This window comes from Rhizobacter sp. P1_G5 (assembly GCF_056405435.1).
Map to the genome: position 1 here is coordinate 1 of NZ_JBFUCB010000022.1, position 23,590 is coordinate 23,590.

Consider the following 23,590-nt stretch of genomic DNA (forward strand, 5'->3'; position numbering starts at 1 on the left):
ACCCGGAACTCGTCGGCGAGGTGCTGAAGGTGATGCGCGAGCTGGCCGGCGAGGGGCGCACGATGATCGTCGTCACCCACGAGATGGCGTTCGCGGCCGAGGTGTCGCGGCACGTGATGTTCCTGCACCAGGGCGTCGTCGAGGAGGAGGGCGATCCGCGCGAGGTGCTGGCGAGGCCGCGCAGCGAGCGGCTGCGCGCGTTCCTGTCAGGCGGACTGAAGTGAGGCCATCGCCTCGCCGAGGCGGATCGGCAGTGCCGGCTCCCACGCCGGATTGAACGCCAGCGGCCCCGCCGGGAACAGCATCACGACCGTCGAGCCGAGCAGGAAGCGGCCCATCTCGTCGCCCTGCTTCAGCGTGACCGGTGGTGCATCGTCGTCGTAGCGCCATTCGCGCAGCGTGCCGCTGCGCGGCGGGTTGACCACGCCATGCCACACCGTCGCCATGCTGCCRACGATGGTGGCGCCGACCAGCRCCAGCACRAASGGCCCGCGCGGGCCGTCGAACACGCAGACCACGCGCTCATTGCGCGCGAACAGCCCCGGCACGCCGCGCGCGGTGGTCGGGTTGACCGAGAACAGCGCGCCCGGCACGTGGATCATGCGGCGCAGCCGGCCGTCGCAGGGCATGTGGATGCGGTGGTAGTCGCGCGGGCTCAGGTAGAGCGTCGCGAAGTGGCCGCCGTCGAACTGCTTCGCGAGGGCCGCATCGCCGCCGACCATCGCCGTCGTGCTGTAGCGGTGGCCCTTGGCCTGGAAGATCTGGTCGTGCTCGATGCGACCGAACTGGCTGATCGCGCCGTCCACCGGGCAGATCAGGTCGGCCTGCGCGAGCGGCCGTGCACCGGGCTTCAGCGCACGCGTGAAGAACTCGTTGAAGCTCGGGTAGGCGGCGATGTCGGGGTCGGCGGCCTCGGCCATGTCGACGCCGTAGCGCTTGACGAACCAACGGATCAGCCGCGTGGTCGAGGCGCCCCCGCGGGCCGACGCGATGCGGCCGGCCAGCAGCGTCAGCGCTTGCTTGGGGAGGAGGTATTGCGGGAGGACTGCGAGACGATCCGACACGTTGAGGGGCGCGAGGCTGGGCGAAGCTGCGCAGTGTAGCCACGCCGCCGGGCGCGCCCCCCGAGGATCATCCCGCAGTGCGCAGCTGGGTGTTGAAGAACGCGATCGTGCGCGTCCAGGCCTGCTTGGCGGCCGCGTCGTCGTAGCGCGGCGTCGTGTCGTTGTTGAAGCCGTGCTGGGTGCCGGGGTACTTGTAGGCGTCGAACTTCACCTTGGCGGCCTTCAGCGCGGCCTCGTACGGCGGCCAGGCGGCGTTGATGCGCTCGTCGTTGTCGGCGAAGAACAGCAGCAGCGGCGCCTTGATGCCGGCCACCTTGTCGAGCGCCGGCGCATTGCCGTAGAACGGCACGCCGGCCGCCAGCTCGGGCACGCGCGTGGCCAGCAGGTTGACGACGCCGCCGCCGTAGCAGAAGCCGACCGCGCCGAGCTTGCCGTTGCCCAGCGGGTGGGCGCGCAGGTAGTTGGCGGCGGCGATGAAGTCCTCCTGCGTCTTGGCCTGGTCGAGCTTGCCGAACAGCTCGCGGGCCTTGTCCTCGTCGCCGGGGTAGCCGCCAAGCGGGAACAGCGCGTCGGGGGCGAACGCGATGAAGTTCTCGAGCGCGAGGCGGCGCGTGATGTCCTCGATGTGCGGGTTCAGGCCGCGGTTCTCGTGCACCACCAGCACCAGCGGCAGCTTGCCGGAGACGCGCGCCGGCTTCACCAGGTAGCCGCGCACCTTGCCGTAGCCGAGCGGCGACGGGATCTCGACCGATTCGGCCGCGATGCGCGGGTCGGTCTTCGGCACCTGCTCGGCGGCGGCGAACTTCGGGCTCAGCGCCTCGAGCAGGCCGGCGGCCGTGAGGCCGCCGACGGCGTACTTGCGGGCGCCGTCGAGGAAGCCGCGGCGGTCGATCTGGCCGTGCACGTACTTGTCGAACAGGCGCAGCACCTCGGGATCGAAGTCGCTCGCGGTCTGGCGGGGCTTGTCTTGGGCCATCGGGTTGTCCTCTCTGGTGATGAACACGGAAGGGTCTGAGCCGCGGAGTTGAGCCGCAAACGGCGTGCCTGTCACTTGCAGGGGGATTGCCACCGTACAGAACTCAGGTTTTGCGCGCGCATCGCACGGCTGAAACATGCATCGGCCCGCGTGGCCCGCAGAATGCGCGATCCCTGCTTCTGCCGCGCCCCGTGATCGCCTACGACCCCAGCCGCACCGCCCTGTACTCGCCCGAGCGGGCGCCCACGCTGTTCACGCCCGATGCGCAGCCGACCCTGCTGCAATTGGCCACCGAGGCCGCGCGCCTGGCCTACGTGCGTGCCGAGGGCTCGAAGACCGAGGCCGAGCGGCTGGCCGCCGCGCTGGCGCGGGCCGGTTTCGACGCGCCGCGGCTGTTCGCCGATGCCGGCAGCGGCTCGCAGGCCTTCGGGGCGCTGCGGCCGTCCGACGGGCTGGTGCTGGTGGCCTTCCGCGGCACGCAGCCGGACGAGCTGGCCGATCTCGCGAACGACCTGAATGCGCTGACGACGCCGTGGCCGGAGGCGAGCGGGCGGGTGCATGTGGGCTTTGCCGGTGCGGCGCGCACGCTGCTGCCGCGCATCGGCCACTGGCTGGATGGGGATGCGAAACCGCGCAACGGGCTGCTGCTGACCGGGCACAGCCTGGGCGCGGCGCTCGCGACGCTGGCGGCCTCGGTGTGGCACGAGGGAACGCTGGTCACGCTCGGTTCCCCGCGCGTCGGCGATGCGGTGTTTGCGGCAGGGCTGCGCAATCCGCAGCGCATCCGGCTCGTCAACTGCTGCGATCTGGTCACCGACCTGCCGCCGAGCCTGCGCACCTACACGCACGTGACGCCGGCCAGCTACATCACGAGCGCCGGCGAGCTGGTCGAGCGGCCCGATTCAACGCGCGTCGACGACGACCGCATGCGTGCCCGCACCGCCTACTTCGGCGAGCACGCCGGCAGGCCCGGTGCGGTGCTGCTGCGCGACCTGGCGGACCATGCGCCGATCAACTATGCGCGGGCGTTCTTCTGAGCAGTCAGGATCGCGCGTCGGGCAGCGGGGCACCGCAATCGCTGCAGTAGCGTGCGCTGGCGGCATGGCCCTCGGTCAGGCAGGCGGGGCAGGTCCGCGTGGTGGGCGCCGGCTGGCCCCGGAACCGCAGCGCCGTGAACTCGGCGCTGACGATGCCGGTCGGCACCGCGAGCGTGCCCCAGCCGACCAGCATCATGAACGACGCGATGAAGCGCCCGAGCCCGGTCTTCGGCGTGATGTCGCCGAAGCCGACGGTGGTCATCGTCGAGATCGCCCAGTAGACCGACACCGGGATGTTGTCGAAGCCGTTGCCGGGCCCCTCGACCGCATACATCAGGCTGCCCATCACCACCGTGACCAGCAGCACGAAGCTCAGGAACACCAGGATCTTGCGGCGGCTGGCCATCAGCGCCTCGCCGAGCGCGCGGTACTCGGCGATGTAGGCCGCCAGCTTCAGGATGCGGAACAGCCGCAGCAGGCGCAGCGCCCGCACGTCGATCAGCGCATGCAGGCCGGGCACCACCAGCGCGGCCCAGGTCGGCAGCACCGCCAGCAGGTCGATGATGCCGAACACGCTGCCGGCATAGCGCCCGGGACGCTGCACGCAGGCGAGCCGCGCCAGGTACTCGAGGCTGAACAGCACCGTGAACACCCACTCGAGCACCGAGAAGACCTCGCCCCAGCGTGCATGCACCGATGCGAAGCTGTCGAGCATCACGACCACCACGCTCGCGAGGATCAGCCACACCAGCACCAGGTCGAACAGCCGGCCGCTGCGGGTGTCGGCCTCGAAGATCACCGTGAACAGCCGCAGGCGCCAGCCGCCGAGCGGGCGGCCGAAGCGTTCGGCGGGCTCGGTGGGCTGGGCGGGGGCAGCCGGCGGGGCGGGCATCAGGTCTCTTGTCAGACCGCCTCCCAGCGCTTGCTGCGCTCGGAGCGGAACAGCGCGTCGATCACCCGCATGTTGGTGATCGCGTCGTCGACGCCGTAGGGCAGCGTGATCTCGCCGCGCACCGCGCGCGAGAACGCATCGCCCTGCAGCGTGTACTGGTCGGCCTCGGGGAGGGTTTCGGTCTCGATGGCCGAGCCGTCGAGCGCGCGGCCGCTGTCGATGAAGATCTTCGTGCGGCCGCCGAGCGGCGCATTGAACGGGATCTGGATCTCGATGCGCCCGGTGGTGCCGACCACCTGCACGCGCTGGTACGGYACGCTCTGCGTCGACACCGTGAAATCGAGGTGGCGGCCGCCGCCGAAGTCGGCGAGCGCGCTGCAGCTGCGGTCGGTGTGGAAGTTCGGGTCGCGGTCGACCAGCGCGATCACGCGCTTCGGGTCGGCCTCGAACATGAAGCGGCCGGCGACGATCGCGTAGCAGCCGATGTCGTACAGCGCGCCGCCGCCGATGTCGGCCATGTTGCGGATGTTGGCGGGGTCGTCGTTGAAGTACGAGAAGAACACCTGCACCTGGCGCACGCTGCCGATGCGGCCGGCGCGCAGCAACTCGCGCACGCGCAGCCACTGCGGGTGGTAGCGCACCATGAAGGCCTCGCTGACGAGCACCTTGTCGGCGACGGTGCGCAGCTCGGCGGCCTCTTGCGCGGTGATCGACACCGGCTTCTCGCACAGCACATGCTTGCCGGCGCGCGCGGCCTGCAGTGTCAGCGGGATGTGCAGGTGGTTGGGCAGCGGGTTGTAGACGGCCTCGATCTCGGGGTCGGCGAGCATCTCCTCGTAGGAGCCGTACGCCTTGGCCAGGCCGAGCTTGTCGGCGGCCCGCTGCGCTGGTTCGAGCGAGCGCGATGCGATGCCGCGCACGTCGCAGAAGGCGCTCTTCTGCATGCCGGGGATGACTTTCTCGAGCCCGATCTTCGCGGTGCTGAGCACCCCCCACACGACCTTCTTCATGCTGCCTCCGAAAATGATGCCGGCGCAGACTTTAGTCCGCGCGGGCGGGTTCGGGAACAGGCCGGCGCAGAAATCAGCTGCGCAGGTCGCGGCGCATGCGGACGGCGTCTTCGACGTCTTCGTAGTAGCCCGAGACGATGCCGGTCTCGCGGAAGCCGTGGTGCTTGTAGAACGAGCGGGCCTGCGTGTTGCTGGCGCGCGCCTCGACGCGGACCACGGCAATGCCCGCGGCGCGGGTGGTGGCATCGAGCCAGGCCATCAGCGACGAGCCGATGTGGCGGTGGCGCTGCGTGGCCGCGACGGCAAGCAGCAGCAGGTGGGCTTCCTCGTCGTCGTATTTCATGATCGCGAAGCCGTGCAGCACGCCTTGCTCGTGGCCGACGATCACGTTGGTGCTGCGGTCGCGCAGGCTGCGGCGCACGCGCTGCGGCGTCCAGCGCCAGGGCAGGCCATGCTCGATGGCCTCGCGCGACAGCGCGGCGATCGCGTGCGCGTCTTCGGGCAGGGCGAGTCGGATCTCGACGGGGGCGGGCATGGCGCGCAGCTTAAGCGCTCCGGCCCCCCGATCCGGCGGGGCAAGCACGCCGATTTTTTTGATAGACTGGCGCCCTTGTTGGGGGGGTAGCTCAGCTGGGAGAGCGTCGCGTTCGCAATGCGAAGGTCGGGAGTTCGATCCTCCTCCTCTCCACCAACAGATTCGGCCTCAGAGGGAAACCTCTGGGGCCTTTGTCTTTCAAGGGCTTGTTCCCGTTCGTCTTCCCGGAAACCTTCCCAGGCACCAAGGGTAGGTCCAGGTGGCCCGTTTCGGGGCTGCCCCCTTCAGGGCGTCGTGCAGGTGTAGTTCGCTGCCAACCTGGCGGCTGCTGCGTCATTGGCCGGGCCGGTGTAGCGAGGGTACTGCGGGTGCTGGCACAAGGGCAGCGTGCTTGACACCGCCCCCGCTGCATCGAGCTTCTGTGCGGTCAAGGTGCCCGGCGCCGCGCCCTTCGTGATCCATTGGTCCAGCGCGGTGAGCAGGTCCGACGTGTCTGCTCCGGGGCCGCCCGCGCAGTGGTCAACGCCAGGCGCAACGTAGAAGCGCGTGGCCGCGTCGGCGTTCGTCGCGCCGACGGCGTTTCGCATGTTGGCGACGTACTCGGCAGTCGAGTTCACGCTGAGCGCCCCATCATTGCCGCCGTGCCACAGGATCAGCTTGCCACCGCTGTTGATGAACGGGCGAATGTCGGTGCTCGTCGCGTCGTTGAGCGCCGCCATCGCATAGAGCGCGTTCTGATTTTGATCCCACGGCGCGTAGGTCAGCGAATTGGCTGCCGGGTCGCGCGCGAGATAGTTCTTGACGGTGGTGTCCTGGAACAGGAACTGCAGCGCGCCCGTGACATTGCCGCCGCCCGTTTCCCACACTGCCCAGGCGCCTGGATCGTCCTCGTTGCCGGTCAGGTTCCAGCCGGCATTGCGGAAGGTATTGCTGCCGGTGAACGCAGCGTCGGTCGTCCACGACGTGACCACCGCCAGCTGCGCATCCGAGAGGCAGGTGTCACCGGTGTCTGCGCCGCCGGCACAGCGCAATGCGCTCACATTGACGAGCGCCGGCGTGCAAGCCGCGGGGTTCGAGACGACACCATCGACGATGCCGTCCAGCGCATCGCAGGTGTCGCGCACGTGCTTGGCCAACAGCGCTGTCTTGGCCGTGCTGAATGCGCCACCAGGAGCCGCCAGCGCCTTGGCCGTGCGGTTGAATGCGCCCATGAATCCCACCCAGTTGTAGGCGGGTGCCCGCGCGATGACGCCGTCAAACAAGTTCGGATAGCGCTGCACGTTCATCAACGCTTCCCGCCCGCCGTTGGAGCAGCCCTCGAAATATGACTTGGAGGGCGGCATGCCGTAGGCCGCGGTCACCGCCTCGAGTGCGGTCGACATCACCGTCGGCACCGAGAGGCTGCCGAAGAGCTGGGCTGCAAAGGTGTCGGTCAAGGCGAAGTCGGCAGACAGCCCGCTGCCCTGGTGGCCGGAGTCGCTGGCGACCGTTGCGTAACCCTGAGTCAGTGCCGGCACGGATACCGCGGGGATCGACCCGTTGTAGCCACCGCCGCCGCCGTAGTAGAGCTTGCCGTTCCAGGCGTTCGGCAGACGCATCTCGAAGTTCAGGGCCGGAGCGATGGTGCCATTGACCTTGCAGTAGCTCGGTACGGCTGCGCTCGCGGCCACCGCGGCGGCGGTGAGGGTTGCGCCCGCGATGGTCTTGCCCGACAGGGCATCGCAGGCCTTCTGCGCAGTCACCACGACGGGTGCCGCGTCATCGTCGTTCGAGCCACAGGCCGACAGCAGCAACGAGCACGAGGCCATGGCGGCGAGCGCCGCAGGGCGGGCCGGGCTTGTCTTGCGATTTCCAACTCTCATGGTGTGTGTCTCCGTAGTCTTCAGCGGTGCATTGCCGCCTTGTCGATGGGCACGGGACGATTCTGGAATCTGCGCCGCAGATGGACTGTCCGTCGATGTACATTCCCGCGTTTTCCAGCTAGGGGAAGACCCCCATGACCGGCTCGCGGAACTGGATTGCCCCGATTGCGAAGACTCGCAGTACGGATAGCGTCGACGGGTACAACCGTTGAGTTCTCGCGAAAACCATGTCGGCTCCTTCCCTCGAAATGCGCGATCACCTGCGGGAAGCCCCGTGGGCCAGGCACCTGACCGCCGAGCAGTTGGTGCGAGTCGAGTGCGAAACCCAACTGGTGAAATACGCCGCCGGCTCCGTCGTCTGTCAGGAAGGCGCCCCAGCTCAGTATTGGATCGGCGTCCTGGATGGAATGGTGAAGGTCTCGACCGTTTCAGAGGACGGGCGCAGCACGACCTTCATCGGCGTGACCTCCGGCGGGTGGCTGGGCGAGGGGGCRATACTCAAGCACGAACTCAGACCTTACGAAGTGGTCACGCTGCGAGACAGCTGGATCGCGTTGATGCCGATGAAGACGTTCGACTGGCTTTTTGAAACCAGCCTGGCGTTCAATCACTTTCTGGTGCACCAGTTGAACGCCCGACTCGGGCAGTTCGTCGCTGTCGTGGAGAGTTGTCGCATGCAATCCACCACTGCCCAGGTTGCCGTGTGCGTGGCTGAGCTGTTCAACCCGTCGCTCTGCTCGGCCACCTCGGATGCCTTGCGCATCTCCCAAGAAGAAATCGCACGCTTGTGTGGCTTGTCGCGCCAGATCGCGAACCGAGCGCTGCACGAACTGCAGGCGGCCGGATTCATGCAAGTGCAGTACGGCAGCATCCACGTTCTGGATGTCGAAGGCTTGCACGCGTTTGGAAGGGCGCGCACGGTCATGGCGCGGTCTTCTGGTTCCCTCTCCCTGATCAGGCGAGCTTGAAAGGCATCTCGCGCAACGGTTTACCGGTCAGCGCTGCCACCGCGTTCGCGAACGCCGGTGCGAGCGGCGGCAGGCCGGGTTCACCCATGCCGGTGGGCGCATCGGCGCTGGGTACGACATGCACGACGACCTGCGGCATGTCGGTGATGCGCGGCACGACGAAGTCGCCGAAGTTGCTCTGCTCCACCACGCCGTCCTTCAACGTGATCGCCGCGCCGGGCAGGCACATCGACAGGCCCATGACGGCTGAGCCTTGCGCCTGAGCCTCGATGGTGCGCGGGTTCACCGCCAGGTTGCAGTGCACGCCGGCTGTCGCCCGGTGCAGCACGGGACTGTTGTCCTTGATCGAAGCCTCGACCACGTAGGCCACGACGGTCGAGAAAGACTCGTGCACCGCCACGCCCCAGGCGCGGCCGGCGGGGAGCTGCTTCTTGCCATAGCCGCTCTTGTCCACGGCCAGCTGTAGCGCGGCGCTGTGGCGCGGGTGCTTGTCGCCCCAGAGCTTCATGCGGTAGGCCACCGGGTCCTGCTTCGTCGCGCGGGCAATCTCGTCGATCAACGTCTCCATCACGAACGCGGTATGGGTGGAACCCACGCTGCGCCACCACAGCACAGGCACGTTGAGTTTGGGATGGTGCACCGTCAGGCGCATCGGCAGCGGGTAGGGCTCCCGCATGCCTTCGACTGCGGACGCGTCGACGCCATTCTTCACCTGGAACTGCTCGAACACGGAGCCGGCGAGGATCGACTGGCCGACGATCACGTGGTCCCAGGCCAGCACCTTGCCCGTGTCGTCGAAGCCAATGCGCGCGCGGTGCAGGTGCATCGGGCGGTAGTAGCCGCCTTTCATGTCGTCCTCACGGCTCCAGAGCGTTCGTACCGGCACCTTCAGGCCGGCGGCGGCCGCAGCCTTGGCGATCTCGCAGGCCTCGACCACGAAGTCGCTGGTGGCTGAAAAGCGCCGGCCAAAGCCCCCGCCCCCCATCTGCACATTCACCTTCACCTGCTCGGGCTTGAGGCCCAGCACGCGCGCGGCCGCGGCGCCGTCCATGCCGGGCGACTGCGAGCCCGTCCAGATTTCCGCGCGCCCGTCGTTGATCGCGACGGTGCAGTTGAGCGATTCCATGGCCGCATGGGCCAGGTAGGGGAAGACGAACTCGGCTTCCAGTTTCCGTGGTGCGTTGGCCAGTGGCGCCATGTCGGATTCGAAATGGCGCGGCCCGGGGCGGCCGGCCAACTCTCGGTACTGGGCGAGCTGCTTGTCGCTGTCGACTTTCTCGACCTTCGCCGTGTCCCATTGCAGCTTCAGCGCGTCGCGCCCTTGCTTGGCCGGCCAGTAGCCGTCGGCAATCACCGCGATGCCTTCGGCCCCACGGTCCAGCGGCACGCGCAGCACGGCTTTCACGCCCTTGACGGCGCGTGCCGCACCGTCGTCCACGGAGGCAAGCTTTGCACCGAACACGGGTGGACGAGCCACCACGGCGGTCAGCTGCCCGGGCAGGCGAACGTCGATGCCGAAGTTCTGCCGTCCGCTGCTCTTGGCCCGGGCGTCCAGGCGGCCGGTGGGCCGCCCGATGATGCGGAAGTCCTTTGGATCTTTCAGCGTGACCTTCTCGGGCACGGGCAAGGCCATCGCGGCTTCGGCTAGCTCGCCGTAACCCAGCTTGCGGCGGCCCGGGCCCAGCACTGTACCGGCCTGGGTGCGCAACGTGGATGCGTCCACGTTCCAGCGCGCCGCCGCCGCGGCCAGCAGCATGGCCCGAGCGCGCGCCCCCAGCTCGCGGTACTGCGTGTAGCTGTTCTTGACCGAGTTGGAACCGCCGGTCAGGTGCATGCCGAACGCCGGGTCGACATAGGCGGCGTCGCTCGAGCCATGCCGGCTGCGCACCAGCTTCCAGTCCGCATCGAGTTCCTCGGCCAGGATCATCGGCAATGCGGTCTGCACACCCTGACCCATCTCCAGCCGGTTGATCGTCACGGTGACCTCGCCGTTGGGAGCGATCTGCACGAAGGCCGAGGGCTGCTGGGTCGGCTTGAGGCCGCCGGCCGAATCGCCTGCGCCATTGGCCTGCGCTGTTGCCAGGTGAGGAAAGGCACCGAGCGCGAGCCCTCCTGCGCCGACCAGCTTCAGGAAGCTGCGACGCGGCAAGGCGGCGGCTTGGCCGGCGTGGTCCCGCTCCAGCATGTGCTGCAAGGCGAGCGGCAGTTCCCGGTATTCGATGTTGCGCGACATGGTGTTCCTCAGGCGAGGGTTGTGGCGGCATCGGCCACCGCGGCGCGGATGCGGGCGTAGGTGCCGCACCGGCAGATGTTGCCGGCCATCGCCGAATCGATCTTGGCGTCGGTTGGCAGCTTGCCGCGCGGGACGGACTTCAGGAACGCAGTGGCCGACATGATCTGGCCGCTCTGGCAGTAGCCGCACTGCGCGACGTCATGCTTGACCCAGGCTTCGTGCACCGCCTTGCCGACCTTGTCGGTGCCACCGGTGACGGCTTCGATGGTGGTGATCTTCTGCCCGGCCGCCGCGGAGATCGGCGTCACGCACGAGCGAATCGCCTGGCCGTCGAGATGGACCGTGCAGGCGCCGCACAGGGCCGCGCCACAGCCGAACTTGGTGCCTGTCATGCCCAGCGTGTCGCGCAGCACCCAGAGGATGGGGGTGGACGGGTCGGCATCGACCGTGCGATCGCGGCCGTTGATGTTGAGCTTGCTCATGGTCGGTGGGTTCTCCGCGAACAGTGGATGGGCAAGGGACGCCTGGTGAGTCAGCGTTTGGGATTGCGACTGTAGGCACACCGATCGGGAAGAAAAAGGCACCAACGCTTATGACCGTATGAAGGTCTCCTTCAAGACGCATGTCGACCGACGTACTCGATCAACGCCTTCAGCTTCGAAGGCTGATCGTGCCTGCTGGGGTAGTACAAGTAAAAGCCAGGGAACGTTGGCGAGAACTCGGTCAGCACACGCTTCAAGCGCCTGGCCTGAAGGTAGGGCTGTGCCAGTTGTTCGAAGGTGTACGCCAATCCGACGCCTTCGAGCGCGATGTCCAGGCTGAACGTCGTGTCGGTGATGATCAGGTTGCCGCCGACCTCGTAATCCACCTGGCGGCCATCTACGTCGAACTCCCACTTGTAGATGGCGCCTGTGGAGGCAAAGCGCAGCCGGATGCAGTTGTGACGCACAAGATCGTCTGGATGCCGGGGGGCTGGCACACGCCGCAGATACTCAGGAGTGGCCACCACCGCGACTGTCATGGGTCCACCGATGGGGACGGCGACCATGTCGCGATGCACGCTCTCGCCAAACCGGATGCCTGCGTCGTAGCCTTTCTCGACGATGTCGATGAAACCTTCATCATGGGTCAGCTCGAGCTGGACATGCGGGTTCTCTCGAAGAAAACCCTCCAACAGCGGGCGCAGGACCAGCGCAATGGAGACCCTTGCCGCATTCAAGCGCAATGTGCCGGAGGGCTTGCCCTGAAGGACATTCAGTTCGTCCCCCGCATCGACGACTTGCCCGAGGGCTGGGCCGATGCGTGAGAGGTAGGCCCGACCGGCTTCAGTCAGGCTGACGCTCCGCGTGGTGCGGTTCAATAGCCGCACGCCCAAACGCGTCTCCAGATGCCGGATGGCTTGGCTCAACGCGGATGGCGACACCGCCAAGTCCGCTGCTGCCGCAGTGAAGCCGCCGTGCTCAGCGACCTTCCAGAACGCGATCAATCCGTCCAGTTGATTCAGCTTCATACCTTGAAGCTTACCTTCACAGGTCATGCAGCATTACCCCATTTTTCTTTTGGGTCCTTGTCCATAAAGTTCATGCACGGCCGGTGAGGAAGGTTCTCACCGAAGTCATCACAAGGAGCACGTCATGAGCAAAGTCTGGTTCATCACTGGAGCGGGCAGCGGCATCGGCGCCGGAACCGTCAAGGCCGCGCTGGCGGCCGGCGACCGCGTCGTCGCCACCGGCAGGAACGTGGAGAAGCTGAGAAACGCCCTGCGCGGCGTGGCGACCGACAAGCTGGAGATTCTTCGACTGGATGTCTCCGACGAGGCGCAGGCTTCAACTGCTGTCGCGCAGGCGATGACGAGGTTCGGCCGGATCGACGTCGTGCTGAACAACGCCGGCTACAGCCTGGTCGGCAACTTCGAAGAGCTGACGACACAAGAGATCGAGCGCCAGTTCGCCACCAACTTCTGGGGCGTGAGCCACGTCATGCGGGCAACCTTGCCCGTCATGCGCCAGCAGCGCTCCGGCCACATCATCAACATGAGCTCGGTGGCGGGCGTCGTTGGGATGAAGCACTGCAGCGCCTATGGCGCAAGCAAGTTCGCCGTGGAGGGCCTTTCGCTGGCAGTCGCCGACGAGGTCGAGAAGTTCGGCATCAAGGTCACCGTCGTCGAGCCGGGCTTCTTCCGCACGGACCTGCTGGAGGCTGCCAACGTCAAGTGGCCCAGCCATCGAATCGACGACTACGCGGCAACCGAGGTGAGCGCCCAGGAAATGTGGTCTCCCTACGATAGCCAGCAGCCGGGGGACCCCGACAAGCTCGGCGAAGTGCTCGTGAAGCTCACCGGCATGGAGGCACCGCCACGCCTGTTCGTGGCGGGAGGCGACGCGATCGAGATGATTGCGCCGGCCGTGCAAGCCCGACTGAAGGCAGTGCATGCCTTCGAGGAGCTTTCGAAATCCACCGCCGGCAACTTCTGATCACGAGGAGCATTCGATGCCTGGATTGTTCGACAGCTACACGTTGAAGGGGGTCGCTCTTCGCAACCGCCTCGCAGCTTCGCCGATGTGCCAGTACATGGCCAAGGAAGGCCTGGCGACCGACTGGCACCTTCCGCACTATGCAAGTCTGGCGCGCGGTGGTGCGGGCCTGGTGATGGTCGAGGCTACCGCCGTGTCGCCCGAGGGCCGCATCACGCCCGGAGACCTCGGGCTCTGGAGCGATGCGCACGTGCGGGGACTGGCCGCCGTGGCCCGAACCATCACGGGTGCGGCTGCGGTGCCAGGCATCCAGCTCGCCCATGCAGGGCGCAAGGCGGGCTGCGCGCCACCCTGGGAAGGCGGCGCGCCACTGGCCTCGACGGACCCGGCACGCTGGGAACCCATCGCGCCTTCGGCATTGCCACTGGTCGCGGAGCAGCCCCACGTGCCGCGCGCGATGACGCTGGCGGATATTCGCCGGGTGCAGCAAGACTTTGTCGATGCGGCGAAGCGCGCGCATGACGCAGGCTTCAAGTGGCTGGAACTGCACTTTGCGCACGGCTTCCTGGCGCAGAGCTTTCTTTCGAAGCACTCCAACGCACGTGACGACGCCTACGGCGGCAGCCTGGAGAACCGCGCAAGGTTCCTCGTCGAAACGGTGGCCGCGGTGCGGCAGGTCTGGCCGGAAGAGCTTCCGCTCACGGCCAGGCTGGGGGTGCTGGAATTCGACGGCGATGACGACACGAACCTCGCTGAATCCATCGACGTACTGAAGCGTCTCAAGGCCGCCGGGCTGGACCTCGTGGACGTGGGCATTGGCTTCTCGACCATGTCCCCGGTCCCATGGGCGCCGAACATGCTGGTCCCGGTCGCCGAACGAGTCCGCCGCGAAACAGGCTTGCAGGTGGCCACCAGCTGGCTCATCACCGATGCCAGGCAGGCCGACGGCTTCGTGCGAGACGGCCAGCTCGATCTCGTGATGTTCGCGCGGCGGTTGCTGGACAACCCGCATTGGCCGCAGCAGGCTGCTCGGCAACTCGGTGTGGCCAAGTCCTCATGGGTGCTGCCCACGCCGTATGCGTACTGGCTCGAGAACTGGGCTGCGGCATGAAGCGCCGCGATGTATTGGCAGGCATCACCTTTGCCAGCGCAGGACTGACGGCAAAGTCGCACTCGTGGGCCGCTGGCTTGAAAAGCAAAGGAAGAGGAAAAATGACCACACGCAAACTCGGAACACTTGAGGTCTCGGCGTTGGGCGCTGGATGCATGAGCATCAGTGCCAACTACGGCCCCCCAGCGGACATTGCCCAAGGCATCAAGACACTCCGACTTGCCCATGAACTGGGCGTCACCTTCTTTGACACGGCCGAGGTCTATGGCCCGCATACCAGCGAGCAGCTTGTCGGCGCAGCGCTGGAGCCTTTTCGCGACCAGGTCGCGATCGCCACGAAGTTCGGATTCGAGCTTGAGCAGCCAGGAGGCGGCCTCAACAGCCGCCCTGTGCAGAGTTTGCTGTCGGGTTGCTCGTCACAGGCATGTCAGCTCCTCAATCTATGAGCCCATGGTGGGTCGGCCATCATGTCTGTGGCGCGCCGGGTTGCCTTGACGGTTCGCATGTCAACGCACATGCTTTGCCGCACGCTACAGCTTCGATCCCGGACCGACATGACGATGAGCTTGAGGACTTCGTCGAACAGATGGGACGCTGCGCTGCGCGTTGACCCAAGACAGTGATGTGATTCGGAATGGCCACGCGACGGAGCTTACTGTCCCGCGCCCCTCAGGCCCCCATCCCCCTCAGCACGTCATAGCAAGCCCCCATCGTGTGGTAATCCACCTTCCCGGCCGGGCTCTTCTCGTCCGAGATCTTGCGGTTGTCCGGCGTGAGGATGCGGTACCAGGCGCCGTGCTCGTGGTCGATCATGTGCGCCCAGCTGTAGGTCCACAGCTTGTCGTACCAGCCCCAGTAGCCGGCGTCGCCGGTGCGCAGCGCGAGCAGCGCGGCGGCGGCCAGGCTCTCGGCCTGCACCCAGAAATACTTGTCGCCGTCGCACACGCTGCCGTCCGGCGCGAAGCCGTAGACCAGCCCGCCGTGCGCCGCGTCCCAGCCGCGGCGCATCGCGGTGTCGAAGAAGCGGCGCGCGGTCGGCAGCAGCCACGCGGGGCGCTGGTCGGCCGGCAGGTGGGTCTCCAGCTGCAGCAGCAGCTTCGCCCATTCGGTCAGGTGCCCGGTCTGGAAGCCCCACGGCCGGAAGATGTTCGTCTTGTCGTCGCGGTTGTAGTCCCAGTCGACCGACCAGTCGGCGCGGTAGTGCTCCCACACCAGCGGCCCGTCGGGCGTGTCGGCCAGCGCCGCCTGGCGCTGCGTGATCGACTCGGCCAGCGTCAGCGCGCGCTGCAGGTACTTCGYGTCCTTCGTCGCGTCGAACGCGGCGATCATCGCCTCGCAGCTGTGCATGTTCGCGTTCTGGCCGCGGTAGCTGCCGACCTTCCACGCGGCGTCCGCTTCATCGGCATACAGGCCGCGCGACGGCTCCCAGAAGCGCTGCTCCATCAGCGCGAAGCTCGCGTCGAGCCCGGTGCGCGCCTCCTCCACGCCGGCCATCAGCGCATGCGCATGCGCGAGCACCACGAACGCGAGGCCGTAGCAGTGGTTGGTGCTGTCCTGCACGGTGGCCTTCGTGCCGTCCCAGTCGAGCTGCCACGCGTAGCCGCCGTTCGGCTGCAGGTGCGCCTGCTGCAGGAAGCGCAGCGCGTGGCGCGTGCTGTCCTGGTAGCGCTGCTCGCCGAAACGGCGGAACGCCATCGCCTGCGTGAACACGAAGCGCGTGCTGCTGACCAGGTGGCGCGTGCGCCGGTCGTAGACCGTGCCGTCGTCCTTGTAGAAGTGGAAGAAGCCGCCGCTGTCGTCGCGGCAGCGGCCGTCGTAGAACGCGAGCGTGTGGCGGATGTGGGCGAGCAGGGGTTCGGGGCGGCGGAAATCGGGCAGGGGCGGCGTCGTCGTTGTCATGGAAGTCATCGAAAAAATCGGTCAGCTCAGGACCATTCTCTCAGCCCCATCTGCATGCGGCCGAGCGGGCTCAGGTTCTCTTCGCGCGCCCGGCCGTCGAAGCCGAGCTCGTAGTCCTCCGGCGCGAAGTCCGGGCTGCTGCGGCCTTCCAGGAAGGCCGCAGCCTGCCGCTGCGCGAAGGCGGCATTCTTGCCGCACCACGGCGCCGCGCCGATGTAGATCACGTTGCTGTAGCCGCGGCCCGCATGCTGGTCTTCCACCGCGTGGATCACGTCGGAGTGCCACCACACGGTGTCGCCGGGCTCCACCTGCGGAATCGACACCAGCCCCGCCAGCAGCGGCGCATGCCACTGCGGCGACGCGCCCAGCGCCCGCCCCGGCTGCGCGCCGCACAGGTCGCCCTCGGGCACGTCGGGCTGCAGTGCGCGCAGCAGCATCCACGGCGTGGTCTTCGCGATCGGCACCAGCTTCAGCGTGCCGTCGCCCGGGCCCTGTCGCGTCAGCGCGGTCCAGCCCTGGAAGGTGCGGAAGGCCGAGCACACGGCGGGCGACGGGATCTCGCGCGTCGCGGTGCGGCCTTCGGCATCGAACGGATCGAAGGCCAGCGGGTCGCCGTCGAACACCTCGCGGTAGACGTGGCGGAATGTCGGCTCGCACCAGCGCTCGACCGAGCCGCCGTCGGAATGCGGCGACAGCCCGAGCGTCGAATCGCCCGGCTCGCGGCGGCGGATCCGGTCGGCGTAGTTGAACTGCCGGTCGGGGTCGAACCAGCGCGTGCCGTTCTTCTCGAAGGTCCACAGCCGGTTCAGCCACGCGCGCGTGGCCGCCATGTCGGCATGCTGGCGCGCCTGCATCTGCGGCAGCGACCAGTACAGGCTGTAGATCTGCGGTCGGCTCGAGCCGAGCGCGCTGAAGTACTTGTCCAGCCCCGCCTTCTGCGGCATGCGCTGCAGGTACTGCACCGCGTCGATGTAGCGCCCGATGGCCTCGTTCCACGCGCCGACGACATCGGGGTCGAAGACGCGGCGGATCACGACGCAGCCGCGCCGCCTGATGTGCGCCATCTGCGCTGCAGTGACCTTGCCGGCCGCCACGTCCCGGTAGTGCAGCTCGGGCACCGCGCCGCCCTGCGCCTGCTCGGCGCGGATCGCAGCCACCTCGGCCTCCAGTGCCTCGCTCAACCGCGCAAAGCGGCCCGGCAGGTCGTGCACGTCGCGGCGCAGCTGCCGCTGCGAATCCCGCACCGCGGCGGGCACGTCGTTCATCCAGGCTTCCATCGCATGGTCCTCCTGCTTCAGAAGTTCCTCAGTTCAGGCGCTCGCCCGTCTCGGACGCGAACACATGCAGCGCCTGCGGCGGCACATGCACCCGCACCTCGGCGCCGGGCAGCACGTTCGGCAGGCCGCTCATGCGCACCGTGACCTCGGTGTGGCCGAGGTCGACCAGCGCATAGGTCTCCGGCCCGGTCGGCTCCACCAGCGAGATCCGTCCGGCGAGCTGGCCGTCGTCGCGCAGGCTCATGTCTTCCGGCCGCACACCCACGGCCACCTTGCCGGCCGGTCCGTTCGCGAGCTCGCCGATCGCGGTGCCGTCGGGCAGGCGCAGCAGGCCGGCCGCATCGCGCGTCGCGTCGAACAGGTTGATCGACGGCGAGCCGATGAAGGTCGCGACGAAGCGGTTCGCCGGCCGCGTGTAGATCTCGAGCGGCGTCGCCAGCTGCTGGATGCGCCCGGCGTCGAGCACCGCGATGCGCGTGCCCAGCGTCATCGCCTCGACCTGGTCGTGCGTCACGTAGATGGTGGTGACGCCGGTGCGCATGTGCAGCCGCTTGATCTCGGCRCGCATGKCYACGCGCAGYTTSGCGTCGAGGTTCGACAGCGGYTCGTCGAACAGAAAGAGCTGCGGCTGCCGCGCGAGCGCCCGGCCGATCGCGACGCGCTGGCGCTGCCCGCCCGACAGCTGGCGCGGCTTGCGCTGCAGCAGGTGGTCGATCTGCAGCATCGTGGACACGCTCTGCACCGTCTTGTCACGCTCTGCCTTCGGCACGCCGCGCATTTCCAGCGGGAACGCGATGTTGGCCGCCACCGTCATGTTCGGGTACAGCGCGTACGACTGGAACACCATCGAGATGTTGCGGTCGGCCGGGCCGGCGGCGGTGATGTCCTGGCCGCCGAGCACGATGCGCCCGCCGCTCGGCTCCTCGAGCCCGGCGATCAGGTTCATCAGCGTGCTCTTGCCGCAACCCGACGGGCCGACCAGCACCAGGAACTCGCCGTCGGGCAGGTGGATGTCGATCTCGTGCAGCACGCGGGTCGCGCCGAACAGCTTGTGGATGCCTTGCAGGGCGAGGTCTGCCATGGTGTGTGTAGATCAGCCTTTGACGGAGCCGGCCATCAGGCCGCGAACGAAATACTTCCCCGACAGGATGTAGACAAGCAAGGTCGGCGCGCCGGCGATGAACGCCGCCGCGAAGTGCACGTTGTATTCCTTCACGCCGGTGCTCGAGTTGACGAGGTTGTTCAGCGCCACCGTGATCGGGAAGCTGCTGTAGTCGCTGAACGAGGCGCCGAACAGGAAGTCGTTCCACACGTTGGTGAACTGCCAGATCACCGAGACGACGATGATCGGCACGCTGTTGGGCAGCAGCAGCCGGAAGAACAGCCGGAAGAAGCGCGCGCCGTCCATGCGCGCCGAGCGCACCAGCTCGGCCGGGAACGCTGCGTAGTAGTTGCGGAAGAAGAGGGTGGTGAAGCCGATGCCGTACACCACGTGCACCAGCACCAGCCCCGGCACCGTGCCGGCCAGGTGCAGCAGCCCCAGCGTGCGCGCCATCGGGATCAGCACGATCTGGAACGGGATGAACACCGAGAACATCAGCATCGCGAACACCAGGTGCGCGCCGCGGAAGCGGAACTGCGTCAGCACGTAGCCGTTGAAGGCGCCGATGCCGGTGGAGATCAGCACCGCCGGCAGCGTCATCAGGAAGCTGTTCAGGAAGTAGGGCTTGAGCCCGGTCGCCTGCACGCCGATCTGCGCCAGACTCCAGGCGTCGTGCCACGGCTGCAGCGTGAACGCGTCGGGCCAGGCCATCAGGTCGCCGGCGCGGATCTCGTCGAGCGGCTTCACCGAGTTGACCAGCATCACGTACAGCGGCATCAGGAACAGCAGCGCGGCGTAGCCCAGCACGCCGTACAGCACCACACGCGGCAACACTGTCTTCAGCGTGCGCTCAGCCATGGGCATCCGCCTGGCGCGTCTCGCGCAGGATGTACGGGATCACGACGATCGCGATGGCGATCAGCATCAGCACCGCGCTGGCCGCGCCGACCGCCATCTCGTTGCGCGTGAAGGTGTATTGGTACATGAAGAGCGACGGCAGCCAGCTGGCCCGCCCCGGGCCGCCATTCGTCAGCGCGATCACCAGGTCGTAGGACTTGATCGCCATGTGCGCGAGGATCACGAAGGCCGAGATGAAGCTCGCGCCGAGTTGCGGCAGGATCACGCGCTGGTAGATGCGCCAGGTGCGCGCGCCGTCGAGCCGCGCGGCGTTCACCACCTCGGTGTCGACGCCGCGCAGCCCGGCCAGGAACAGCGCCATCACGAAGCCCGAGGTCTGCCACACCGCGGCGATCACGACGCAGTAGATCGCGAGGTCGCTGTCCTTGACCCAGCCGAACGCGAAACTGCTCCAGCCGATCGCGTGCATCGAGCGTTCGAGCCCGATGCCCGGATCCATCAGCCACTTCCACGCGGTGCCGGTGACGATGAACGACAGCGCCATCGGGTACAGGAAGACCGACCGGAAGCCGGCTTCCGCGCGCACCTTCTGGTCGATCAGCACCGCGAGCAGCAGCCCCAGCACCCCGCAGCCGAGGATGTACAGCGTCGCGAAGATGCCGAGGTTCTTCACCGACAGAACCCAGTTGTTCAGCCCGACGAGGCGCACGTACGCCTCGGGGCCGGACAACGTGGTCACCGGCACCATCGTCGAGGCCGTGAACGACAGCCACGCGGTGAAGGCGATGTAGCCGTAGACGCAGACGCCGATCAGCAGCACGCTCGGCGACAGCACCGCCTTCGCGATCAGGGGAGCCTTCATCGAGGGATCAGTTGTCGACCGCGGCGACCATTTCCTTGACCGCGGCCTTGCTGTCGATCTGCCCGTTGAAGTGGCGCGTGATCACGTCGTAGAACGCGTTCTTGATGCCGGCCGGCACCGCGTGGCCGTGCGCCATCGAGCCGACCAGCGCGCCCTTGCCGCTGGCCTYGGCCAGGTCCTTGATGCCCTTCTTGCCGCAGTCGTCGAACGCCGCGTCGGACACGTCGGTGCGCGCCGGCACCGAGCCCTTGACGACGTTGAAGGCCGACTGGAACGCCGGGTCCATCACCGCGCTGGCCATCTTGGCCTGCGCCGCGGCCTTGTCGCCGCCGACCTTGAACATCGCGAACTGGTCGGAGTTGAACGACACCATGCCCTGGGTGCCGGGGAAGCGCATGCAGATGAAGTCGACGCCCGGCTTCTTCTTCGCCGCGACGAACTCGCCCTTGGCCCAGTCGCCCATCATCTGGAAGCCGGCCTTGCCGCTGATGACCATGGCCGACGCGAGGTTCCAGTCGCGGTTGGAGAAGTCCTTGTCGACCAGCTTGCGCAGCTGGCCCATGCGGTCGAAGGCCTTCAGCATCGTCGGCGAGCCGAGGGCGGCCTTGTCCTTCTGGATGAAGACCTTCTTGTAGAAGTCGATGCCGCCGGTGCTCAGCACGACGCTGTCGAACAGCGTCGCGTCCTGCCACGGCTGGCCGCCGTGCGCCAGCGCGACGAAGCCGGCCTTCTGCACCTTCTCGGCGGCGGCGATGAACTCGTCGAAGCTGGTCGGCAGCGTGGTGACGCCGGCCTTGTCGAGCACCGACTTGTTGGCCCAGACCCAGTTGGTCGAGTGCACGTTGACGGGTGCTGCGATCCACTTGCCGTCGTACTTCGAGAACGCCTGCAGCGCGCCCGGCACGACCTTGTCCCAGCCTTCCTTCGCGGCGACCGCGTTCAGGTCGGCCAGCACGCCCTGCTTGGCCCAGTCCTGGATGTCGAAGCCGAGCAGCTGCACGGCGGTCGGCGGGTTGCCGGCGGTCACGCGGGCGCGCACGGCCGTCATCGCGGCCTCGCCGCCGCCGCCGGCCACCGGCATGTCGTTCCACTTGACGCCCTGCTTCTCGAGGTTGCCCTTCAGCACGTTCAGCGCCGCGGCCTCGCCGCCGGAGGTCCACCAGTGCAGCACCTCCACGCTTTGCTGCGCGGACGCGAGGCCCGAGAACGCGAGCGCGCATGCGGCCGCGACGAATGTCTTCAGAGGGTGACGTGTCATTCGCTTGTCTCCTGCTTGTAGGGGTGTGACGTCGAGGTCACGCCGGTCAGGATAGGACGGAGCGCTCAACGTTCTGACGGGGGATTCCCGCGCAAGAGTCAGCGCAGATCGCGAAACAAGCCCTGTTTAGCGAGGTGAACAGGAGCTGTCGCGTACGACCAGTTCGACCGGCTGAACGATGTCCTGCGGCATGTCGTCCCCCCGCATCACCATCTCGACGCCGGTGCGGCCGAGCGCCTCCTTGTCGACGCGCATCGTCGTCAGCCCCATCGTGCCGTAGCCGGCGGCGGCGATGTCGTCGAAGCCGACGAAGGCGACGTCCTGCGGCACGCGCAGCCCGGCCGCCTGGCAGACGCGGATCGCGGCCAGCGCGGCCATGTCGTTGTAGGCGAACACGGCATCGGGGCGCGGGCGCAGCTTCAGCAGCTCGCGCATCGCGGCCTCGGCGCCGGCCGACGTGTCCAGGCCGGGCGGGGCGACCACTTCGAGATCGGGGTCGGCCAGCACGCCGGCCTCGAACAGCGCGCGCCGGTAGCCGCGCTCGCGCTCGCGGATGCTGAAGTGCGCCAGCGAGCCGGCGAGGTAGGCGATGCGCCGGTAGCCCTGCGCCAGCAGGTGCTGCGTCGCGAGGTAGCCGCCCTGCGCGTTGTCGGGGTTCACCGCGCGGCAGCCCGGCATCCAGAAATCGACCAGCGCGAGCGGCAGGTCCATCGCGCGCAGCAGGTCGACCACCTCGGCCTCGAAGTAGCCGGCGGCCATCAGCGCGTCGGGCTCGTGCAGGCGCAGCAGCTGGCGCACCGGGTCGGCCGGGCCGGCGCTGAGCACGGTGGGCACCACGCCGAACTCGCGGCAGGCCTCTTCGACGCCATGCATCACCTGCGAGAAGAACGGGTTCAGCGAGAAGCTGCTGTGGTGGCGGTGCACCATGAACAGCAGCCGCCGCGCCTTGGCCGAGCGCAGCCGGCCGGGGTCGTAGCCGAGGTTGCGGGCGACCTCGCGCACCTGGCGGCGCGTCTCGTCGGAGAGGCCGCGCTGGTTCTTCAGCGCGCGCGAGACGGTGCCGATCGAGACGCCGGCCGCCTCGGCGATGTCGCGGATGGTCACGCCATCGGAGTTCATGGGTTCAGCGGCCGGGCCGACAGGCGATGGCGGATCACGCATGGCTCGTCGGGGTGCAGCGCGATGCCATCGCGCGCCGCGAGCGGGTGATCGGCCGGCGGGCGCCCGATGCGGCCCAGGTCCCAGGCGCCGTTCACCGGCTCGACGCCGAGCGCGAGGTGCCGGCCGTTCCACGGCGGCGCGAGCCGGCCCCGGTGGCTCACCCACAGCATCAGGTCGGGCAGCAGCGCACGGTCCCAGTCGAGCGTCAGCGACCAGCCGGCGTCGAGGTAGCGGGCGGTCACCGGGCCGACGATGTCCATCAGCTGCAGCAGGTCCTCGCCATCGGCCGGCTGCGGGAAATGGGCGAAGTCGCCCGTGGGGCCACTCGTCGAACCGTCGGCCAGTGGTACTGCGCCCAGCTGCTCGAAGCGTGCGCCGGGCGCGAGCCGCGAGCGGCCCGGCTCGGTCGGCACCGGGTAGGCGAAACCCGGGCCGTCGTGATGCAGCTCGAGCGCCACGCGGCCGAGGTCGAGCCGCAGCGTCGGGTGCAGCGCGACCGGCAGGCGGCACGGCTTGCGGGCATCGATTTGCAGCGTGATCTCGAGCGCAGGTGCATCGGCCACCGCGCGCACGGTGCGGGTCAGGCGCTGCACCGGGTGCTCGGGCGGCATCTCGATGTGCAGCGCGAGCGACAGCGCATCCGAGGCCAGCCACTGCCAGCGGTGGTGCGACGCGTAGCCGTGCGCCCAGTCGTCGGCGGGCTGGCGGGCCTGCCAGGTGCCCGGCAGTCCGTCGGGCCGATCGCAGCGCCCGAACGGCACGCACGGCCACTCGCCGCGCAAGCGGCCCAGCAGGCCGGGCCATTGCTGGTGGGCCTGCGGTTCGTCGGCCCACGGCGCCACGTGCAGCGGCGAGAAATCCGCCCGCCCGGCGGCCCGGAAACGCACCGGCGCCARCATGCCGCCGAAGGCATGCAACTCCGCATCGCCATGCGCCCAGCGCAGCCGGCGGGCAGCGTCTTCGGTGGGGGGAGAGGAGGGCGTTGAGGCCACGATCGGGCCAGTGTAGAAA

22 protein-coding genes, 1 tRNA gene and 1 pseudogene are annotated in these 23,590 nt (G+C 68.0%); 7 read left to right on the top strand and 17 right to left on the bottom strand.

Going from position 1 to position 23,590, the window contains the following annotated elements:
• Positions 1–224: pseudogene (locus AC1D12_RS03125) on the top strand (histidine/lysine/arginine/ornithine ABC transporter ATP-binding protein); the annotation flags it as partial.
• On the opposite strand, the gene asd reads toward AC1D12_RS03125, so the two are convergent.
• On the bottom strand, positions 207–1,064 hold the full coding sequence (gene asd, locus AC1D12_RS03130; RefSeq protein WP_477838818.1) for an archaetidylserine decarboxylase: 858 nt from the start codon (positions 1,062–1,064) through the stop codon (positions 207–209). The pseudogene AC1D12_RS03125 and the gene asd overlap by 18 nt on opposite strands.
• Positions 1,065–1,131: 67 nt before the next feature.
• Entirely contained in the window at positions 1,132–2,040 is a 909-nt protein-coding gene (locus AC1D12_RS03135) for a dienelactone hydrolase family protein (protein ID WP_477827391.1), read from the bottom strand.
• A 191-nt stretch (positions 2,041–2,231) separates the two neighbouring features.
• Between AC1D12_RS03135 and AC1D12_RS03140 the strand changes: the two genes are divergently transcribed.
• Positions 2,232–3,077 (top strand): lipase family protein, encoded by an 846-nt coding sequence (locus AC1D12_RS03140; RefSeq protein WP_477838820.1) that lies wholly within the window; start codon positions 2,232–2,234, stop codon positions 3,075–3,077.
• A gap of 4 nt (positions 3,078–3,081) precedes the next feature.
• Here the strand turns inward: AC1D12_RS03140 and AC1D12_RS03145 are convergent, their stop codons facing one another.
• The 3 genes from AC1D12_RS03145 to AC1D12_RS03155 form a co-directional block, all read right to left on the bottom strand.
• Entirely contained in the window at positions 3,082–3,969 is an 888-nt protein-coding gene (locus tag AC1D12_RS03145; RefSeq protein ID WP_477827472.1) for an ion transporter, read from the bottom strand.
• An 11-nt stretch (positions 3,970–3,980) separates the two neighbouring features.
• Entirely contained in the window at positions 3,981–4,979 is a 999-nt protein-coding gene (locus tag AC1D12_RS03150; protein WP_477838822.1) for a Gfo/Idh/MocA family protein, read from the bottom strand.
• A 73-nt stretch (positions 4,980–5,052) separates the two neighbouring features.
• Positions 5,053–5,514 carry a GNAT family N-acetyltransferase gene (locus AC1D12_RS03155; protein WP_477827474.1) on the bottom strand — a complete coding sequence of 154 codons (462 nt, stop codon included), beginning with the start codon at positions 5,512–5,514 and terminating at the stop codon, positions 5,053–5,055.
• A gap of 80 nt (positions 5,515–5,594) precedes the next feature.
• On the opposite strand from AC1D12_RS03155, the gene AC1D12_RS03160 reads away from it, so the two are divergent.
• Positions 5,595–5,670 (top strand) — tRNA-Ala (locus tag AC1D12_RS03160).
• Positions 5,671–5,798: 128 nt separating this feature from the next.
• Here AC1D12_RS03160 and AC1D12_RS03165 read toward each other — a convergent pair.
• Entirely contained in the window at positions 5,799–7,376 is a 1,578-nt protein-coding gene (locus tag AC1D12_RS03165) for a tannase/feruloyl esterase family alpha/beta hydrolase (protein ID WP_477838824.1), read from the bottom strand.
• A gap of 227 nt (positions 7,377–7,603) precedes the next feature.
• Between AC1D12_RS03165 and AC1D12_RS03170 the strand changes: the two genes are divergently transcribed.
• A complete protein-coding gene (locus tag AC1D12_RS03170; protein ID WP_477828435.1) occupies positions 7,604–8,344 on the top strand; it encodes a Crp/Fnr family transcriptional regulator in 741 nt (246 codons plus the stop codon).
• On the opposite strand, the gene AC1D12_RS03175 is transcribed toward AC1D12_RS03170, so the two are convergent.
• From AC1D12_RS03175 to AC1D12_RS03185, 3 genes are all read right to left on the bottom strand, one after another.
• On the bottom strand, positions 8,331–10,577 hold the full coding sequence (locus AC1D12_RS03175) for a xanthine dehydrogenase family protein molybdopterin-binding subunit (RefSeq protein WP_477838826.1): 2,247 nt from the start codon (positions 10,575–10,577) through the stop codon (positions 8,331–8,333). The two genes, AC1D12_RS03170 and AC1D12_RS03175, sit on opposite strands and share 14 nt — an antisense overlap.
• Positions 10,578–10,585: 8 nt before the next feature.
• The gene (locus AC1D12_RS03180; RefSeq protein ID WP_477838845.1) at positions 10,586–11,059 is read right to left on the bottom strand and encodes a (2Fe-2S)-binding protein; all 474 of its coding nucleotides are present in this window, start codon (positions 11,057–11,059) and stop codon (positions 10,586–10,588) included.
• Between the two features lie 131 nt (positions 11,060–11,190).
• A complete protein-coding gene (locus tag AC1D12_RS03185) occupies positions 11,191–12,087 on the bottom strand; it encodes a LysR family transcriptional regulator (protein ID WP_477825739.1) in 897 nt (298 codons plus the stop codon).
• Positions 12,088–12,211: 124 nt separating this feature from the next.
• Between AC1D12_RS03185 and AC1D12_RS03190 the strand changes: the two genes are divergently transcribed.
• Genes AC1D12_RS03190 through AC1D12_RS03200 form a run of 3 tightly spaced genes read left to right on the top strand, consistent with a single transcriptional unit; the run spans position 12,212 to position 14,608 of the window.
• Complete coding sequence (locus AC1D12_RS03190) at positions 12,212–13,051, top strand: SDR family oxidoreductase (RefSeq protein WP_477838828.1); 840 nt, start codon at positions 12,212–12,214, stop codon at positions 13,049–13,051.
• Positions 13,052–13,067: 16 nt separating this feature from the next.
• Positions 13,068–14,162, top strand: a complete 1,095-nt coding sequence (locus AC1D12_RS03195) for an NADH:flavin oxidoreductase/NADH oxidase (protein WP_477838830.1) — start codon at positions 13,068–13,070, stop codon at positions 14,160–14,162.
• Positions 14,159–14,608: an aldo/keto reductase gene (locus AC1D12_RS03200; protein ID WP_477825736.1), complete on the top strand. Its 450-nt coding sequence runs from the start codon at positions 14,159–14,161 to the stop codon at positions 14,606–14,608. The genes AC1D12_RS03195 and AC1D12_RS03200 overlap by 4 nt, the downstream gene beginning before the upstream one ends.
• A 223-nt stretch (positions 14,609–14,831) precedes the next feature.
• Here the strand turns inward: AC1D12_RS03200 and AC1D12_RS03205 are convergent, their stop codons facing one another.
• The 8 genes from AC1D12_RS03205 to AC1D12_RS03240 form a co-directional block, all read right to left on the bottom strand.
• Entirely contained in the window at positions 14,832–16,070 is a 1,239-nt protein-coding gene (locus tag AC1D12_RS03205) for an AGE family epimerase/isomerase (RefSeq protein WP_477838832.1), read from the bottom strand.
• A 17-nt stretch (positions 16,071–16,087) separates the two neighbouring features.
• Positions 16,088–17,338, bottom strand: a complete 1,251-nt coding sequence (locus tag AC1D12_RS03210; protein WP_477838834.1) for a YbiU family protein — start codon at positions 17,336–17,338, stop codon at positions 16,088–16,090.
• A gap of 28 nt (positions 17,339–17,366) precedes the next feature.
• Complete coding sequence (locus tag AC1D12_RS03215; protein ID WP_477838836.1) at positions 17,367–18,419, bottom strand: ABC transporter ATP-binding protein; 1,053 nt, start codon at positions 18,417–18,419, stop codon at positions 17,367–17,369.
• 12 nt (positions 18,420–18,431) lie between these two features.
• Positions 18,432–19,298 carry a carbohydrate ABC transporter permease gene (locus AC1D12_RS03220; protein ID WP_047503289.1) on the bottom strand — a complete coding sequence of 289 codons (867 nt, stop codon included), beginning with the start codon at positions 19,296–19,298 and terminating at the stop codon, positions 18,432–18,434.
• A complete protein-coding gene (locus tag AC1D12_RS03225) occupies positions 19,291–20,160 on the bottom strand; it encodes a carbohydrate ABC transporter permease (protein ID WP_047503287.1) in 870 nt (289 codons plus the stop codon). Before AC1D12_RS03225 ends, AC1D12_RS03220 begins: the two co-directional genes overlap by 8 nt.
• 7 nt (positions 20,161–20,167) lie before the next feature.
• Positions 20,168–21,418 carry an ABC transporter substrate-binding protein gene (locus AC1D12_RS03230; RefSeq protein ID WP_477838839.1) on the bottom strand — a complete coding sequence of 417 codons (1,251 nt, stop codon included), beginning with the start codon at positions 21,416–21,418 and terminating at the stop codon, positions 20,168–20,170.
• A 126-nt stretch (positions 21,419–21,544) separates the two neighbouring features.
• Positions 21,545–22,537 (bottom strand): LacI family DNA-binding transcriptional regulator, encoded by a 993-nt coding sequence (locus AC1D12_RS03235; protein WP_477838841.1) that lies wholly within the window; start codon positions 22,535–22,537, stop codon positions 21,545–21,547.
• A partial coding sequence (locus tag AC1D12_RS03240) for a hypothetical protein (RefSeq protein ID WP_477838843.1) occupies positions 22,534–23,590 on the bottom strand: 1,057 nt, incomplete at its 5' end. The genes AC1D12_RS03235 and AC1D12_RS03240, both read right to left, overlap by 4 nt.